Genomic DNA, 17,388 nt, shown 5'->3' with positions numbered 1-17,388 from the left:
CACCCCACAACTCAGCCCGCACCCGTACATAAAAGGCGGCCGCCCGTCCGGGAGAGGAGGACGAAGGCGGCCGCCGGGGGAACCGACCATGCCGGACTCCCGTGGGGGTACGGTTCGCGTGCCCGCGATTCCGCGAGGCATTCCTCCCTCTCCGGAATTCCTTCCCCGACCGGCCCTCCGGCCGAGAACACCTGCCCCCCGAGGCAGCCCACACCCGACATCGCGGCCAGACGCGACGGCGTTTCCGGGCGCGCGACGCCCCACGGCGCGCCAGGCGCCGCCGGCCCGGGGCCTCCGGCCGGAGCCCATGCCCCCTCCGGAAGCCGCGGGCCCCGCCAGGTACCAGACGGCCCACCGCATGCCGGGCACCCGCCGGAACCCAGTCCCCCGGCCGGAGACCAGGCACCCCGCCAGGGCCAAGACAACCCTCCGCACGCAATGCACCCGCCGATGCGAGGCGCCCCACGGAGCGCCAAGCGCCGCCGGGCCGCAGTGGCCGGGCCGCCGAGTGCGGCCGGTCCACCGGTGGGCGGGCAAGGAGACGGCCATCGTCACGACCGCCCCGGAACCTCCAGCCGAAAGCCGGGCACCCTCCGGAAACCGCGCGTCCCACCAGGAAGCCAGACGGCCCGCGATACCAGCCCCCGGCCGGAGGCCACGCGCAGCCACCAGGGGCAAGACAACCCGCCGCACGCCGGACACCGCCGGTGCGAGGAGCTCCACGGTGTGCCAGGCGCCGCCGGACCCGGGGCCTCCGGCCGGACTCCGCGCGCCCTGCCAAGGGTCAGCCGGCCCGCCGCACGCCAGGCGTCGTCGGATCCCAGCCCCCTCACCGGGCCGGAAACCACGCGCCCCGCCACGTGCCGAGTGGTCCCCTACTCCGTGCAGCCCTGCCGGCCGGATGCCAGGGCTGCGCAGGCCCTGGCGGTGGTGGCGTTCTTCACGGAGACCATCGGGGTGTACGCGATGGTGTCGCCGGCGACGGTGATGCTGCCGGACTGCTTCGCCTTGCCCGCGCTGATCTGGACCTCGTCGCCCTGGGCCGCCTGGGTGATACGGCCCCAGGCGGCCTTGCAGGTCTCGCTGTAGCGGACCTCGACGACGGTCGTGCCGACGGTCGCGGTCTGGGCCGTGGTCACCAGGTCACCACTGCACCCCATGCTCTCCGCGTCCTTGCCGGTGCAGCTGTCGCCGCTGCACTTCACGCCGGGCGGCAGTTCCGGGTTCGTGCTGGCGGTCGGCGAGGGCGACTTGGTGCCGCCCTTGGCCTCGTCGTCGCCACCGCCACCGGTGAGGTGGAACGCGCCGGCGATCACCACGAGCACGCCCACGACACCCGCGAGGAACGTCGCGGTCCGCCGCTTGCCGCCAGAACCCGCAGAGCCGCCAGAGCCCCCGGCACCACCGGCGCCCGCCGGGACCGCGTCCTGCGGCGGCGCACCGTACGCGCCCGCCCCGGCGCCCGGTGTGCGGGCGGTTCCGGGGCCCGAACCCGGCGTGGAGCCGGTTCCCGTGCCGCCCGTACGGCCGCGGCCCTGGTACCCGGACGCCACTCCCCACGAGTTGACCCCGGTCGCACCGCTGCCGGTGGAATCCTGCACCTCGGGGGCCGTCGGCTGCGGCGGCACGGTCGGGGCGACGCCCGCCGGGCCCGCGATCCCCGGCGTGACCGTGGCGCTGCCGCTTCTGCGGGCCGTCCGGCCGCCGCCCGCGGAGGCCGTCTTGCCGTCGGAGGCCGACGTGCCATCCCCCTTGGAACCGGCCGAGGAGCTCCCGAAGTCCTGCCCGCCGAACTCCCCGAGCGCGGCGCGCGCCTGGGAGATCCGGATGGCCTCCATCGTCATGTCGTGCCGCATCTCCGAGCGGCTCCAGGCACGCTCGGCGAGCTCCCACATGGTGGTCAGATGCACCGGATTGGTCCCGGTGACCTCGGCCAGCGCCACGATCGCGCCCTTGGGCGCGAGCAGCCGGCCGTTCAGATAACGCTCCCACGACGTCTTGCTGTAGCCCGTGCGGTCCGCCACCGACGCGATGCTCAGACCACTGCGGTCCACGAGCCTGCGCAGCTGGCTGGTGAACTCCCTGATCTGCGGATCGAGCTCATCCGGCAAGGCCCTCCAACGAGGCATTGCTTCCCCCTCTTCCCCCGGTACGTGCTGTTGTTACCCGCGCTGTTCGCCCCGCGTCGGCAACCTCGGCCGAGTCCCCGTTCTGGCTACCCACAGGGATGCGTCCACTCAGGATCTCAGTTCCCTGAGCGGAGGCGCACAGGAGCGCAAGAGCCGCGCGCGATACACCCTGGACCGTCCCGATTGTCCATGCCAACCCCGTGGTTGCACCACTTCGTGCCGAATCTGCCGGAGGAAGTGCCGGAACCAGTACCGGAACCGTCACTTCCGTGCCACAGCGCACTGACAGCCGTTGAACAGGCTCTTCGCCGTGCAGGAAGGTTGGCCGTGGCGGCGGCCCGTCCTTCCTCGGGGGAGAGGACGGACCGCCGTCCGGTCACTCGCTGGTGACCGTGAAGTGCAGTGTGTCCTTCAGGAACGGGATCTGGAGCCAGGGATTCGGCTGCGCCATCATCGCCAGCAGGACGATCGCCAGGCCCATGGTGCCGTACGTGACGATGTCCGTGAACCGGGAGCGGACGGCGAGCATGCCGACGTCCGGCAGCAGCCAGCGCAGCACGCCACCGCTCAGCAGGGCGCTGCCGATCAGCAGCGTCCCGAGCCGGAACTCCCCGAGCGCGGTCACCAGCAGGCCGAGTCCGACCAGCCCCAGCACGGCGAGGACGGGCCACTGCCGCGCCGGCGCGAACGCGTCCCCGGACGCGGCCCGGCCACCGCCCTCGGGCCGCGCCGTGTCCTTGGTGAACAACGGAAACCGCCGGGTGACCCGCCGCGGCCGCCCCTCGGCATCGGGCGCGCTGACGGGGTCCCGCACGGTGATATCGCCGTCCTCCTCCCGCACCACCCCCGGGTCGGTATCACCGCTGCGCGCAATCGGCGCGTCCTGCTCACTGCGCACGGCCTGCGCACTCCGACCGGCCGTGACGTCCTCCACGCCCGCACCATGCCGCGTGCCCCGGCCGCTCGGCGCTCCGGCAGCGTTCGGGACGGCCGGGCCGCCCTGGGCGTCCTGCACGCCCCGGACGACCGCAGCGCCCTCCGCGCCCGCACCCTTCCCCGCGGCCGGCGCACTCTCCGCGTTCCCGGCGTCCGACGCGCTGCCCGCGCTCCCCGCCTTCCGTTCAGCCGGCACTGCGCTCCGCCGCCTCGACCACGTTGACGAGCAGCTGGGCGCGGGTCATCGGGCCGACTCCGCCGGGGTTCGGGGAGATCCAGCCGGCGACCTCGGCCACGTCGGGGTGGACGTCGCCCACGATCTTGCCCTCGGCGCTGCGGGAGACGCCGACGTCGAGGACGGCCGCGCCCGGCTTGACGTCCTCGGCGCGGATCAGATGGGCGGAACCGGCCGCGGCGACGATGATGTCCGCGCGCTTGAGGTGCGCCGACAGGTCACGCGTGCCGGTGTGGCACTGGGTCACGGTCGCGTTCTCGCTGCGCCGGGTCAGCAGCAGCGGCATCGGGCGGCCGATGGTCACACCCCGGCCGACCACCACGACCTCCGCGCCCTTGATCTCCACGCCGTAGCGGCGCAGCAGGGTCAGCACGCCGTTGGGGGTGCAGGGCAGCGGGGCCGGCTCGTTCAGGACGAGACGGCCGAGGTTCATCGGGTGCAGGCCGTCCGCGTCCTTGTCCGGGTCCATCAGTTCGAGGATGCGGTTCTCGTCGATGCCCTTGGGCAGCGGCAGTTGCACGATGTAACCCGTGCAGGCCGGGTCCTCGTTCAGCTCGCGGACGACCGCCTCGATCTCCTCCTGCGTCGCCGTGGCCGGCAGCTGGCGCTGGATGGAGGCGATGCCGACCTGCGCGCAGTCACGGTGCTTGCCGGCGACGTACTTCTGGCTGCCGGGGTCGTCCCCGACCAGGATCGTGCCGAGGCCGGGCGTGACGCCCTTCTCCTTCAGCGCCGCCACGCGGGCGGTCAGATCGGACTTGATCGCGGCTGCGGTGGCCTTGCCATCGAGAATCTGGGCGGTCATGCCCCCATCCTCGCGGATGACCCGCCCGCGGTTCCAATCCGGCCGCAATCCGGGCACCGCGGGGCCCCTCCCCCGTATCCGCCCATGATCAGTGATGTTGCACTTGCACAACACATCGGGAATGCGGCTGGACAAGCCCGTCAGTGGTGAAGAACGATGACCTGACAAGTGCCGCGGGCAGCTCAACGGGGGGACGGCCGCAAACTGAAGAACTCTCCTCCGTACGTATGCCACGCGTCGTCCCCGCACTCGGACCAACGGAGGAAAGCCCCCATGAGCTACGGCGACCCGAACAACCCCTACGGCGCTCCCCAGGGACAGCCGCAGCAGCAGCCGCAGCAGCCGGGCTACGGCTACCCGCAGCAGCAGGGGCAGGCCCCCGGTTACGGCTACCCGCAGGCCCCTCCGGTGTCCCCCTACGGCGGGCCCGCCGCACCGACGACGATGCCGGGCTCGGTGAACGCGGCCAAGGTGATGATGTGGGTCATCGTCGGTCTCCAGGTCCTCGGCGTGGCGTTCTTCGCCTTCGCCGCCGTGGCCCTCAACGCCGCGAAGGACGACGAGTCCCTCAAGGACAACACCGCCTTCCAGGACCTGGTCGGCCAGTCGACCGGCGTGATCTGGGGCTACGTGGTGTTCGGCCTGGCCTGGCTGGTGTTCGCGGCCGTCCTGGCGACGAAGTTCAAGAACGGCGGCAACGGCGCCCGCGTCACCATCCTGGTCTTCGCCATCATCACCGCCGTCCTCGGCATCTACCCGTTCATCATCGTGGGCCTGGTGCACACCGTCCTGGCCATCCTGGTCGCGGTGTTCGTCGGCAACGCGAACGGCAAGGCCTGGTTCAACCGCCCCCGTTACTGAACGCACCCCGGCGAGCGGACCAGTTCACGCCAATCACATCCAAGGGCCGTGTCTCACCCGTACGAGGGGGGCACGGCCCTGGTGCGTCGCCCTAGTCTGACGGTGGTAGCCGTCAGGCACGGGGAGAGCACCTTGTACAGCATCATCGTGGTACCTCCGCCGACCACGGAGGACGAGCGAAACCTCAGCCAGATCAGACTGGCGCCCGGCGAACGCCTCAGGTTCGGCCGGTCCGCACCCGACAACGACCTCCGCATCACCCACGACGGAGTCTCCCGCCGGGCCGGTGAGATCACCGCGCACGGTGCCTTCTGGATCCTCAGCAACCTCAGCCGCGAACAGACCTACGTGGTGGAGAACCCGGAGGGCGCGGGCGAGCACGTCAAGGTCGCGCCCGGGCGGCTGGACGCGCCGATCCCCTTCGAGTTCTCACGGATCGTGCTGCCGGCCGCCGGCGACCTGCTGGCGCTCCAGGTGTGGGCGCCGCGCCACGACTACCTGAGCGGCGCGGGCGGCCTGGACGGCGCGACGACCGCACCGGCCTTCTCCCTCGACCGCACCAAGCGCTACTTCGCGGTCCTGGCCGCCCTGTGCGAACCGCGCCTGCGCGGTGCCCCGCACGCCCCGCTGCCCACCGTCGACCAGGTCGCCGACCGCCTGCGCTCCACCTGGCCGGCCGCGTCCCGCACGTCGGTGCAGTGGAACATCGACTACCTCGCCGTGAAACTGCGCCTCAAGCCGGGCCCGGAGAGTGCGGACACCGGCCCGCGGCTCAACGGCAAGAAGGAGTCCCTGGTCTCCCTGGCGCTCCGCTTCGACCTGGTCGGCGAGGACGACCTGAGCGTTCTGGCCGCCCCGTCGGGCCGGGTGACCCGGTGACCGAGCCCTACGCCGTCGCGGTGCCGAAGGGCTACCGGGTCGGCGTCTGGGAGGTGCGCGAACCCATCGCGACCGGCGCCTTCGGCAGTGTGTACGCGGCCCGGCGCACCGGGGAGAGCACGGAACTGCCGCGAACGGCCGCCCTGAAGTTCCTTCCCACCGGCACGGCCACGCCCCGCCGGCTGACGCATCTGCGCGAGCTGATCGAGCGGGAGGTCGAGCTGTACCGGCGGCTGAAGCAGCCGCGGCTGGTGCGGATGTACGAGACGCTGACGGTCGACGACCCGGACCGCCCGGAGCTGGACGGCGCCACCGTCCTCGTCCTGGAGCGGGCCAAGGGCTCCCTGTCCGCCCTGCTCACCACCACGCCCCGGCCCGAGGCAGGTCCCGCGCTGCTCGCGCAGATCTGCGAGGGCCTGGCCCAGCTGCACGGCGCCGGCTGGGTGCACGGCGACCTGAAGCCGGCCAACGTGCTGCTGATGGACGACGGTTCGGTCCGCCTCGCCGACTTCAACATGGCCGCCGAGCTGGAGGGCACCCACGCCTACACCCCGGCGTTCTCCACCCCCGACTACACCCCGCCCGAGCTCCTGTGGACCGAGATCGGCGAACGGGGCCGCAGGATCCGCCCGTCCGCCGACGTGTGGGCCTTCGGCGTCCTCGCGCACCTCGTCCTGACCGACTCCTTCCCGCTGCCCGGCGCGACCCCGACGGCCCGTCGCGACGCGGCCGCCGCCTATGTCCGCGGCTCCGAGGAGCTGCGTCTGTCGCCCGAACTGCCCGACGACTGGCGGCAGATCATCTCCGCCTGCCTGACCCGCACCCACCAGGACCGCGTCTCCGGCGAGGCCCTGCTCGGCCGCGTCCGGGGGGCCACCGGCACCGGCCGCCGCTCCTTCCGCCTGCCCCGCCTGCGCCGGGCCCGCCGCCGCTTCCGCCGTACGGCGGTCCTGGCGGCCGGTGCCGCCGTCGCCGCCCTCGGCTACGGCGTCGCCACCTGGGCCGATCCCGGCGACGACGGTGGGAGCAAGGCCGCCGAGTCCCGCAAGGTGACACCCGCCACCTACGGCGCCTCCGAACTCCGCACCGACAAGCACGTCCCGGTGGCCTACCGACGGCTCATCGTCGACTCGGCCCACGACTGCGTCCAGCCGGAGATCACCCCGGCGCTCATCGCCGCGATGCTGAAGGTGGAGAGCGACTTCGACCCCGATCTCTCCGAACCGGACGCGGGCAAGGAGGGCGAGTACGGCATCGCCCGCTGGACGCCGAGCATCCTGCGCTGGTGGATCCGCGCCGACGGCGTCCCCGCGAAGGAGACCCCCAGGCCGCCGCTCACGCCCTCCGAGTCCATCCCGGCCATGGCCCGCTATCTGTGCTTCGCCGAACCCCGCCTGGAGGCGGGGCTGAGCGGCGACCGCCGGGTGCTGGTCGCCGCCGCGTACCGGACGTCGTACAAGACGGTGAACGACGCAGGCGGCGTTCCCCCGAAGTACCGCGACTACGCCGCCCGCATTGCCCACTACCTCAAGGAGTACGCCCCGCCCGGCAAGAAGTGACCCTCAGAGGTCTGAGGTTTCCTCGTCGTCCCGGCCCCGGCACGGTGGAAGCCGTGCACCTGCGGGGTGGCACGACCAGCGGCCTCCGGCCCGCTCGGGGGAGGGCCGGAGGCCGTTGCACCGGTGCCGCCTTCTCACTCCGGTGAGAACTACAGCGGAGACCGGTGCGTCTGGAGCCGGGCCGACCCGGACTGGTGGAACGGCAACATCTCGTGCGGCTGGGCCGACGACAAGAACGTCAAGTCTGTCTTCAACAACGGCACGGGCAGCCGCTTCACCGGCGTGGCCTCCTACCTCGACAAGGACTGCAAGAACCGCGTCGGCTGCACCAAGCAGGGCGAGGGCGGCAACCTCGCCGGGAGTTACGAGGTGCGCTCCCACCGGTGGGTCGACGGAGCGTGCGGCAGCCGAGCCAAGGGCCAGGCGCAGTGCATGCTCGGCAAGCGCGGCTACAGCGTCGCGGCGCCGCGCAGTCCGACATGACTGTGACGTGAAAGGGCGAGGGCCCGCCGGTCACCGACCGGCGGGCCCGACAGCACATGCGGCTCAGTGGAAGAAGTGCCGCGTCCCCGTGAAGTACATCGTGATGCCCGCCTTCTTCGCGGCCTCGACCACCAGCTCGTCACGGACGGAACCGCCGGGCTGCACGATGGCCTTGACGCCGGCGGCGCCCAGGACGTCGATGTTGTCGGGGAACGGGAAGAACGCGTCCGACGCGACGTACGACCCCCGGGCCCGCTCGGCCCCCGCCCGCTCGACCGCCAGCTTGCAGGAGTCGACCCGGTTGACCTGCCCCATGCCGACGCCGACCGAGGCACCGTCCTTGGCGAGCAGGATCGCGTTGGACTTCACCGCGCGGCAGGCCTTCCAGGCGAAGGCGAGCTGCTGGAGCTCGTCGGCGTCCAGCGCCTCGCCGGTCGCCAGCGTCCAGTTGGCCGGGTCGTCGCCGTCGGCCTGGAGCCGGTCGGTCACCTGGAGCAGCGCGCCGCCGTCGATCGGCTTGACCTCGACCGGGGCGGAGGGCCCGTCGGGGCAGCGCAGCACGCGGATGTTCTTCTTCTTGGTGAGGGCCTCCAGGGCGCCGACCTCGTAGTCCGGCGCGACGATGACCTCGGTGAAGATCTCCGCGACCTGCTCGGCCATCTCCTTGCTGACCGGGCGGTTGACCGCGATCACGCCGCCGAACGCCGACAGCGGGTCACAGGCGTGCGCCTTGCGGTGCGCCTCGGCGACGTCCGAACCGACCGCGATACCGCAGGGGTTGGCGTGCTTGATGATCGCGACGCAGGGCTCGGCGTGGTCGTACGCGGCACGGCGGGCGGCGTCCGTGTCCGTGTAGTTGTTGTACGACATCTCCTTGCCGTGCAGCTGCTCGGCCTCGGCGAGGCCGCCGCTGCCGGACACGTACAGGGCGGCGGGCTGGTGCGGGTTCTCGCCGTAGCGCAGGGTGTGCTCGCGCTCCCAGGTGGCGCCGAGGAAGTCGGGGAACTGCGACTCGTCGACGGGCGCGTAGGAGGAGGCGAACCAGGAGGCGACGGCGACGTCGTACGCGGCCGTGTGCTGGAAGGCCTCGGCGGCGAGCCGCTTGCGGGTGGCGAGGTCGAAGCCGCCGTTCTGCACGGCGGACAGGACGTCGGCGTAGCGGGCAGGGCTGGTGACGACCGCGACCGAGGGGTGGTTCTTGGCGGCGGCCCGGACCATCGACGGGCCGCCGATGTCGATCTGCTCGACGCACTCGTCGGGGGTGGCCCCGGAGGCGACGGTCTCGCGGAACGGGTAGAGGTTGACGACGACGAGGTCGAACGGATCGACTCCCAGCTCGGCGAGCTGCCGCTGGTGGTCCTCCAGGCGCAGGTCGGCGAGGATGCCGGCGTGGACCCTGGGGTGCAGCGTCTTGACGCGGCCGTCCAGGCACTCGGGGAAGCCGGTGAGCTCCTCGACCTTGGTGACCGGGACGCCGGCGGCGGAGATGCGGGCGGCCGTGGACCCGGTGGAGACGAGCTCCACACCGGCCTCGTGCAGGCCGCGGGCGAGCTCCTCCAGCCCGGTCTTGTCGTAGACGCTGACGAGCGCCCGGCGAAGGGGCCGCTTGTTGCTCTCGGCGGTCACTGGATAACTACCTTTCGTCCCTCAATGCGATAGCCGTTGCGGGCGAGCCGCCCCACGACCTCGACGAGCAGCCTTCGCTCGACTTCCTTGATGCGCTCGTGCAGAGCGCTCTCGTCGTCCTCGTCCCGGACCTCGACCACGCCCTGGGCGATGATCGGTCCGGTGTCGACGCCGTCGTCGACGAAGTGGACGGTGCAGCCGGTGACCTTGGCGCCGTACGCGAGCGCGTCCCGCACGCCGTGGGCCCCCGGGAAACTGGGCAGCAGGGCGGGGTGCGTGTTGACGAACCGCCCGCCGAACCGCGCGAGGAACTCCTTGCCGACGATCTTCATGAACCCGGCGGAGACGACGAGGTCGGGTTCGAAGGCGGCGACGTCCTCGGCGAGGGCGGCGTCCCACTCCTCGCGGCTGCCGTACTCCTTGACCTTGCACACGAAGGTCGGCAGCCCGGCGCGCTCGGCCCGCGCGAGCCCCTCGATGCCCTCACGGTCGGCGCCGACGGCCACGACCTCGGCCCCGTACGCCTGCGCGCCGACGGCGGCGATCTCGTCGAGCAGCGCCTGAAGGTTGGTGCCGGATCCGGAGACCAGCACGACGAGGCGCTTGGCGCGCTGGGCCACGGGCTTGGCGGCCACGGTGGGGGCCTTTCTCGGGGGAGCGTCTGTCCAGGCGGCCGACCCTGGCGTTTGTACATTCATACGAATGCTTCGCGCCCCCGGATACGGGGAAGCCTACGAACCGGCCGACCGTCAGCAACGATACCGGCACACCGGGCAGCCCCCACGGGACGGGGGCATGGCCGGAAGGTAGCGTCTGGGCGGAGCCGGTTCGGGAACGCCGTCCGGACGCGACGCGTTCAACAGATGGCGGACCTGCGTCCGACACCGTTCAGTTCTGTCCACCCATTCCTGCTCACCGACTCGTTCCTACTCATCAACGGGAAGACGCTCACTTGATGCCGGACCGCAGCATGCGACTCCTCACGTTCCCCCAGCTCTCGGCGCAGGGAGGGGAGCGCGGCAGCGTGCTGCTGCGGGAGCGCCCCAGCTCACCACCCGACGCGCCTTCGGACGGCGACCGCGGCGAGGAGCGGGGGCGCGGGTCCCAGGAGGACAACCCCTTCGCCCCGCCGCCCGAGGGCACCCCGGACCGGCCCTGGCAGCCGCGGCGCCCGTCGGGCGACGACTCCCAGGACGGCGGCGAGGGCGACCGCGCGCCGTGGGGCAGGCAGTGGAGCGACCGGCAGCCCGGCCGCTCCCCCGGCGGCTTCGGCGAGCGCCCCCGCGGCGGCCCCGAGGGCCCGGGCGGCCCCCAGGGCGGCCAGAACCCGCGCTGGGACCCGACGGACCCCGCCCAGCGCCATGCGCGCTATGCCCTGCTCTCGGGCATGTGGGCCTTCTTCTTCGCCCTCTTCAGCTGGCCGTACGTGGCTCTGCTGCTCGGCGCGCTCTCCCTCTACTGGGGCATCAGCGCCCTGCGTGCCAAGCCCCGCAGGGCCGACCCGGACGCCCCGGTCTCCGAGCAGCCGGGCCGCCCCCAGACGACGGCCGCGGTGAGCGGCCTGGTCACGGCGTCCCTGGCCATCGCCCTGGTCGCCGCGTCCTTCACGGCCCAGCTGGTCTACCGCGACTACTACACGTGCACGAACGACGCCCTCACGAACGAGGCCAGGCAGTCCTGCACGGAGCTGCTGCCGAAGGAACTGCGGGGGTTGCTGGGGGCCAACGACTGACGGCCTGGCCGCCCGTTGCCTCACGGGGTGTCCGGCTTTCGCGTGGAGTCAGGCGGAGGCAGGACGTCGTAGGGCTCGGGGGCCGGGTCGGCCGGCAGGAAGTCGTACGGTTCGAATGTGGTGTCGTCCTGGTCCTGGAGGCCGTACAGGGCGTCGTGGTCGAAGGGCGCGTAGGGGACGTAGGGGGCGTCCGGTGTGGGGGGTGAGGTCCTCGGCTTTGTATCACCGTCGTGCGGGGAGGCACCGCCTCCGGGGGCTCCGGCGGCTCCAGCGCTTGCGGTGAGCCCGGCGGCGCCAGCGCTTCCGGCGGTCCCAGCACCTCCGGCGCCCCCGGCGTTTCCGGCGCCACTGGCGGGCCTGGTACTTCCGGCGGCGGCAGCGGTCCCGGCGCTTCCGGTGAGGCCGGCGCTCCCCGCACCCCCGGCGACTCCGGCGATCCCGGCGACTCCGGTGCGCGTGAACCAGCCCCGGCCGGGGCGCGTGCCCTTCCGCAGTCGCCTGCCCTTTCCGGCGACCTCGGCCCGTTCCTTCCGCTGCTTGCCGATTCTCGGCCCGTCCGCCTGCGGCGCCCGGCACCGCCAGGCCCGTACGGTCACCGCCGTCGGGACGGCCACCAGCACCAGCCAGACCAGTGTCGCCGCACCCACCTGCCACCACACCGGCCCGAACCGGGCCAGGACGGTGACTCCGAGCGGCCCGCCCGCCAGCGCGGCGAGCCCCGCGAGTACGGCGGCGCACAGCACGGCCGCCAGGGCGGCGGCACGAGCGGTGCGCCCCGGCGACCAGACGACACCACGCCCGCCGCCCGGCCGCGTCCCGTCACGCTCTGCGGAGGCCGCCCCCTTCGCCACGGCCCAGCCGACGACCACCCCGGCGACCATCGGCACGGCCCCGGCCGCCGCCCAGTGCACCAACCGCCCCTCCCCCGCCTCCGGCACCGCCGCCAGCAGCGGAAACGGCGGCAGGAACGGAGCCGGCGCGGAGGACAGCGGGCTGACGACATGGCCGGCGCCGAGCGCGAAGCCGGGGCCGAGGGCGTAGGCGGCGCCCCACACCGCCGCGTTCGGCACCAGGGCCGCACACAGCAGCAGCACCGCGAACCGCCCCGACCACCCCTCCGTCAGCCGCAGCCACGCCGCCTGGGCCGCCGCGCCGTGCCCCACCAGCGACACCGCCACCAGCAGCGCACCGCCCCCGAGGAGCACCGCGGCCCCGGCCGCCGCGGCCCGGGCGGCGACGCCCGGGCGCCCGTCCGGACCGAGGACCAGCGGGCGTACCCACGCCGGCAGTACGCCCAGCAGCCGCCGCGGCGGCCCGCCCGGACGGCCGTACGCCGACCACACGCCCACCCCCGCCGCCACGACGGCGACCAGCGGCACGTACACCCCCGTCCACACCCACGACGGCCGCAGCGCGCCGCCACCGGCGTAGACGGCGGCGGGCGCGGCGACGGCGAGGTAGCCGAGGACGACGCCCGTCCACGCCGTACGCACGGAGACCAGCGGCGGTCCGGCGGCCACCGTGAGGCCCTCGCCCTCCTCGACGCCCTCGTCGAAGCCGTCGTCGGTGCCGTCGTCCCCGTCCGCCGGCCCGCCGTCCGTGGCGTCCCGCGCCGCCCGGTGCAGCAGCCACACCGGCAGCGCGAGCAGCAGCAGTGGCGGGACGCCCACGGGAGCCGGGACGCCGGCGAGCGTGTCGGTGCGGACCAGTTCGGCTCCGTGGGCCAGCAGCCACAGCGCCGCCGCCACGTGCAGCGCGCCGCCGGGCCCGCTGTCGGGGTACGGAGAGGTGATCCACAGCATCATCGCCAGCACGGCGAACGACGCGAGTCCGAGGCCCGCCGCGACCGCACCCCCCATGAGGGCGCCGACCAGTCCGGACGAACGGTCGCGCATGCGGGCGAGCAGGGGCGACGGCGGACGTCGGCGAGCGGTCATCTCGATCACGCCCGCCATGCTCCCAACGACACGCGCTTTCCCGCCGTAACAGGCGAACCATCGCTGTGTCGCTCAATATATGGTTATGTACTTTTCCGTACGGAGGGGCGCCCTGTGACACAGAGCCCTGCCATCCCGCTCCCGCCGCCCAAGGAACGCCGACGCCTGCGCGAGGCCGCCTCGCTGACGCGGGCTCAACTCGCCTCCCGAGTGGGCGTCACCAGCGAGACGGTGCGCGGGTGGGAGACCGGCCGCTCGACGCCGCGCGGCCGGAAAGGGCAGAAGTACGCGAAGCTGCTGAACTCACTGGGCGCGGAAGGGGAAGTGACACCGCCTCATGCGGAGCGCGGGACCGCCGCCCCGAGCGATCGCAGCCGCGCCTCGGCCGGGGACCGCGGCCGCGCCTCCGGCAGGAACAGGGGTCGCACCTCCGTCACGGACCCGGACCGCACCGCCCTTGGCCACCGCAGCCGCGCCTCGGCCACCGAACACAGCCGTAGCACCGGCACCGGTCAGAACCGCGGCCCCGCCGCCGGCCATCGCCACACCGCCGTTGCCGACCATCGCCACCCCACCACCGGCGCTGACAGCAGCTGCAGCACCGCCGCCGGCAGCAGCCACACCACCGTCACCGACCGGCGGCCCGACCCTGCCCGCGCAGCGGCCCCGCGGCGGCCGGACGGCGCGATCGCCGCCCTGACCCCCGATCAGGCCTTCGACGCGCTGTACTCGTTCTGCGCGCCCGCGCTCGTCCGGCAGACCTATCTGCTGACCGGCCGCCGGGAGCTGGCGCGGGAGTCGGTCGAGCGGGCCTTTCACATCGCCTGGCAGCGGTGGCCCGAGGTGGCCTGCGACCGCGACCCGGCGGGCTGGGTGCGGGCGGTGGCGTACGACTACGCCCTCTCCCCGTGGCACCGGTTCCGCCCCCGCTTCCGGCACCCCGAGCCGCCGCCCGCCGACGGGTTCGACCGCGCGCTGCTGGACACCCTGCTGAAGCTGCCGCCCTCGTACCGCCGCACGCTGCTGCTGCACGACGGTGTCGGTCTCGGCCTGCCGGAGACGGCGGCGGAGACGGAGGCGAGCAGCCGCGCGGTCGCGAACCGGCTGATGCACGCGCGTGAGGCGGTCGCCGAGCGGCTGCCGGAGCTGGCGGACCCGGAGGTGCTCCACTGGCGGCTGGTCGAACTGGCCTCCATCGAGCGGCTGCGGGCCGCCAAACCGCTGGTCGTGCGCCGGACCGGGGAACGCCGGGCCCGTTTCTGGACCCGGGCCGCCATCGCCTTCACGATCGCCCTGATCGGAGCCACGGCCCTCACCGCCCGCACGGCCCCCACGCGCTACGAGCCACCGGTGCCGGAGGGCGAGACCGTCGAGGGCGTGCCGCCACGGGTCGCGCCCGGACCGCTGTCGGAGTCGGAGCGGGAGTTGCGGGCGAAGCTGCGCAAGGAGGAGCAGCGAGGGCCGGTCCGGCTGATGCCGCAGCCACGCTGACGCCTGATTCACGAAAAGGCAGTGGGCCCGCCCCCGTGCAGGGAGCGGGCCCACCTGTGAGCTGTGCTGTACGACTGAGCCGTAGGGCGCTGCCGCTGCTCAGCCGGCGAGGCCGTGCTTAATTGCCGAGAATGGCGCGCGCCAGCTTCGCCGTCTCGGTCGGCGTCTTGCCGACCTTGACGCCGGCGGCCTCGAGGGCCTCCTTCTTCGCGGCGGCCGTGCCGGAGGAGCCGGAGACGATGGCGCCGGCGTGGCCCATGGTCTTGCCCTCGGGCGCGGTGAAGCCCGCGACGTAGCCGACGACCGGCTTCTTCACGTTCTCCTTGATGAAGGCCGCGGCCCGCTCCTCGGCGTCGCCGCCGATCTCACCGATCATGACGATCAGGTCGGTGTCGGGGTCGGCCTCGAACGCGGCGAGGGCGTCGATGTGGGTCGTCCCGATGACCGGGTCGCCACCGATGCCGACGGCGGAGGAGAAGCCGATGTCCCGCAGCTCGTACATCATCTGGTACGTCAGCGTGCCGGACTTCGACACCAGGCCGATGCGGCCCGGCTTGGTGATGTCGCCCGGGATGATGCCGGCGTTGGACTGGCCCGGGGTGATGAGACCGGGGCAGTTCGGGCCGATGATCCGGGTCTTGTTGCCCTTCTCGACCGCGTAGGCGTAGAACGCCGCCGAGTCGTGGACCGCGATGCCCTCGGTGATGACGACCGCGAGCGGGATCTCGGCGTCGATGGCCTCGACGACGGCGGCCTTGGCGAAGGCCGGCGGGACGAAGAGGACGGATACGTTCGCGCCCGTCTTCTCGATCGCCTCGGCGACCGTGCCGAAGACCGGGATCTCGTTGCCGTCGACGTCGACCGACGTGCCCGCCTTGCGGGGGTTCACGCCACCGACGATGTTCGTGCCGTCGGCCAGCATGAGCTTGGTGTGCTTCATGCCCGTGGCACCGGTCATGCCCTGGACGATGACCTTGCTGTCCTTGTTGAGGAAGATAGCCATGGCTGTTTAGTCCCTCGTCCCTTACTTCGCAGCCGCGAGCTCGGCGGCCTTGTCGGCCGCGCCGTCCATGGTGTCCACGCGCTGCACCAGCGGGTGGTTGGCGTCGGAGAGGATCTTGCGACCCAGCTCGGCGTTGTTGCCGTCGAGACGGACGACGAGGGGCTTGGTGACGTCCTCGCCCTTGTCCTTGAGCAGCTGAAGCGCCTGCACGATGCCGTTGGCGACCTCGTCACAGGCGGTGATGCCACCGAAGACGTTGACGAACACGGACTTGACGTCCGGGTCGCCGAGGATGATCTCCAGGCCGTTCGCCATGACGGCGGCGGAGGCGCCACCGCCGATGTCGAGGAAGTTGGCGGGCTTCACACCGCCGTGCTTCTCACCGGCGTACGCGACGACGTCCAGGGTGCTCATGACGAGACCCGCGCCGTTGCCGATGATGCCGACCTCGCCGTCGAGCTTGACGTAGTTGAGGTTCTTCTCCTTGGCGGCGGCCTCGAGCGGGTTGGCCGCGGCCTTGTCCTGGAGAGCCTCGTGGTCGGGGTGACGGAACTCGGCGTTCTCGTCGAGGGTCACCTTGCCGTCGAGGGCGATGACGTCACCGGAGGCGACCTTGGCCAGCGGGTTGACCTCGACCAGGAGGGCGTCCTCCTTGACGAAGGTGTCCCACAGCTTGACGAGGACGTTCACGACCTTGTCGGCGACCTCGGCCGGGAACTTCGCGGCCTCGACGATCTCGCGGGCCTTCGCCTCGGTGACACCTTCGTTGGCGTCGATCGGCGTCTTGGCGACGGCCTCGGGGCGGGTGGCCGCCACCTCCTCGATCTCCATGCCGCCCTCGACGGAGGCGATGGAGAGGAAGGTGCGGTTGGCACGGTCCAGGAGGAAGGAGACGTAGTACTCCTCCACGATCTCCGGGGCCGTCTCGGCGATCATCACCTTGTGGACCGTGTGGCCCTTGATGTCCATGCCGAGGATGTTGGTCGCGTGCTCGACCGCCTCGTCGGGGGTGGCGGCGAGCTTCACGCCACCGGCCTTGCCACGGCCGCCGACCTTCACCTGGGCCTTGACGACGGACTTGCCACCGAGGCGCTCGGTGGCTGCGCGGGCCGCCTCAGGCGTGTCGATGACTTCACCGGCCAGCACCGGTACATCGTGCTTGGCGAAGAGGTCCCTCGCCTGGTACTCGAACAGGTCCACGCGCTTCCGTCCCTATCAGTGATCTCGCGGTTCGTTGTCTGCGTGGGCGTGCCGCGAGGGCAACGTGACGTCCGCCGTCTGTCACAAGGGAGGCGCACACGGTGTCCGAGCGCGCGGCATGTCCGTCTCGCAGGTTATCGCTGCTTGCGGGGGGCCTCTAAATCGAGGGTCACACCTGAGCGGTGATACCTGTCACATGATGCCGCGCTCTCTGGCACGGCGTGCCTGGGGTGAGGGGCCTCACCGGGCTGGGGTTGACCCGGTGAGGCCCGTCCGGCACCCCCGAAGGAGCGAAAAGGTCCTGTTCAGGGCCCTGCTCTCCGGGGCGCGGGGTGGTTGGTCCCCACCCCAATGGGGACCACCCGACCCCATCCACGAGGTTTCGGCCTCGGACGACCGACGGTTTTCGGCCGCCCCGAGTCGATGCCTCGTGGAGTCGGGGGTGAGAGGTGCGGGGTGCGCTCGTCGGGGCGGCAGGGTTCGCACGGGGAACCGCACCGGGAGCGGCGGTC

The 17,388-nt window shown here is 72.5% G+C and carries 14 protein-coding genes; 6 read left to right on the top strand and 8 right to left on the bottom strand.

Annotated features, from left to right (window positions below; genetic code table 11):
* Positions 1-875: 875 nt before the first annotated feature.
* From V8690_RS26795 to V8690_RS26785, 3 genes are all read right to left on the bottom strand, one after another.
* On the bottom strand, positions 876-2,111 hold the full coding sequence (locus V8690_RS26795; protein WP_338782637.1) for a DUF2690 domain-containing protein: 1,236 nt from the start codon (positions 2,109-2,111) through the stop codon (positions 876-878).
* A gap of 394 nt (positions 2,112-2,505) precedes the next feature.
* The gene (locus V8690_RS26790; protein WP_338785465.1) at positions 2,506-3,003 is read right to left on the bottom strand and encodes a DUF3017 domain-containing protein; all 498 of its coding nucleotides are present in this window, start codon (positions 3,001-3,003) and stop codon (positions 2,506-2,508) included.
* Positions 3,004-3,250: 247 nt separating this feature from the next.
* Positions 3,251-4,105, bottom strand: coding sequence for a bifunctional methylenetetrahydrofolate dehydrogenase/methenyltetrahydrofolate cyclohydrolase (locus V8690_RS26785; RefSeq protein ID WP_338782636.1), 855 nt, complete (start codon positions 4,103-4,105; stop codon positions 3,251-3,253).
* A gap of 273 nt (positions 4,106-4,378) precedes the next feature.
* Between V8690_RS26785 and V8690_RS26780 the strand changes: the two genes are divergently transcribed.
* The 4 genes from V8690_RS26780 (at position 4,379) to V8690_RS26765 (ending at position 7,887) form a co-directional block, all read left to right on the top strand.
* Entirely contained in the window at positions 4,379-4,966 is a 588-nt protein-coding gene (locus tag V8690_RS26780) for a hypothetical protein (protein ID WP_338782635.1), read from the top strand.
* A gap of 132 nt (positions 4,967-5,098) precedes the next feature.
* Entirely contained in the window at positions 5,099-5,845 is a 747-nt protein-coding gene (locus tag V8690_RS26775) for an FHA domain-containing protein (RefSeq protein ID WP_338782634.1), read from the top strand.
* On the top strand, positions 5,842-7,404 hold the full coding sequence (locus tag V8690_RS26770; RefSeq protein WP_338782633.1) for a protein kinase: 1,563 nt from the start codon (positions 5,842-5,844) through the stop codon (positions 7,402-7,404). The genes V8690_RS26775 and V8690_RS26770 overlap by 4 nt, the downstream gene beginning before the upstream one ends.
* A 123-nt stretch (positions 7,405-7,527) precedes the next feature.
* The gene (locus V8690_RS26765; RefSeq protein ID WP_338782632.1) at positions 7,528-7,887 is read left to right on the top strand and encodes a hypothetical protein; all 360 of its coding nucleotides are present in this window, start codon (positions 7,528-7,530) and stop codon (positions 7,885-7,887) included.
* 63 nt (positions 7,888-7,950) lie between these two features.
* On the opposite strand, the gene purH is transcribed toward V8690_RS26765, so the two are convergent.
* On the bottom strand, positions 7,951-9,513 hold the full coding sequence (purH, locus tag V8690_RS26760; protein WP_338782631.1) for a bifunctional phosphoribosylaminoimidazolecarboxamide formyltransferase/IMP cyclohydrolase: 1,563 nt from the start codon (positions 9,511-9,513) through the stop codon (positions 7,951-7,953).
* Positions 9,510-10,148 (bottom strand): phosphoribosylglycinamide formyltransferase, encoded by a 639-nt coding sequence (purN, locus tag V8690_RS26755; RefSeq protein WP_338782630.1) that lies wholly within the window; start codon positions 10,146-10,148, stop codon positions 9,510-9,512. The genes purH and purN overlap by 4 nt, the downstream gene beginning before the upstream one ends.
* 320 nt (positions 10,149-10,468) lie before the next feature.
* Between purN and V8690_RS26750 the strand changes: the two genes are divergently transcribed.
* Positions 10,469-11,245 carry a hypothetical protein gene (locus tag V8690_RS26750; protein ID WP_338782629.1) on the top strand — a complete coding sequence of 259 codons (777 nt, stop codon included), beginning with the start codon at positions 10,469-10,471 and terminating at the stop codon, positions 11,243-11,245.
* Positions 11,246-11,265: 20 nt separating this feature from the next.
* On the opposite strand, the gene V8690_RS26745 is transcribed toward V8690_RS26750, so the two are convergent.
* Positions 11,266-13,200, bottom strand: a complete 1,935-nt coding sequence (locus tag V8690_RS26745; protein ID WP_338782628.1) for a DUF6350 family protein — start codon at positions 13,198-13,200, stop codon at positions 11,266-11,268.
* A gap of 96 nt (positions 13,201-13,296) precedes the next feature.
* On the opposite strand from V8690_RS26745, the gene V8690_RS26740 reads away from it, so the two are divergent.
* On the top strand, positions 13,297-14,673 hold the full coding sequence (locus V8690_RS26740; protein WP_338782627.1) for a sigma factor-like helix-turn-helix DNA-binding protein: 1,377 nt from the start codon (positions 13,297-13,299) through the stop codon (positions 14,671-14,673).
* Between the two features lie 118 nt (positions 14,674-14,791).
* Here V8690_RS26740 and sucD read toward each other — a convergent pair whose 3' ends face one another.
* Both sucD and sucC read right to left on the bottom strand, forming a co-directional pair.
* Complete coding sequence (sucD, locus tag V8690_RS26735; RefSeq protein WP_338782626.1) at positions 14,792-15,676, bottom strand: succinate--CoA ligase subunit alpha; 885 nt, start codon at positions 15,674-15,676, stop codon at positions 14,792-14,794.
* Between the two features lie 21 nt (positions 15,677-15,697).
* A complete protein-coding gene (sucC, locus tag V8690_RS26730; RefSeq protein WP_338782625.1) occupies positions 15,698-16,876 on the bottom strand; it encodes an ADP-forming succinate--CoA ligase subunit beta in 1,179 nt (392 codons plus the stop codon).
* Positions 16,877-17,388: the final 512 nt, after the last annotated feature.

The organism is Streptomyces sp. DG1A-41 (assembly GCF_037055355.1).
Taxonomy (GTDB): Bacteria; Actinomycetota; Actinomycetes; order Streptomycetales; family Streptomycetaceae; genus Streptomyces.
This window is presented reverse-complemented; position numbering and strand designations above follow the sequence as displayed.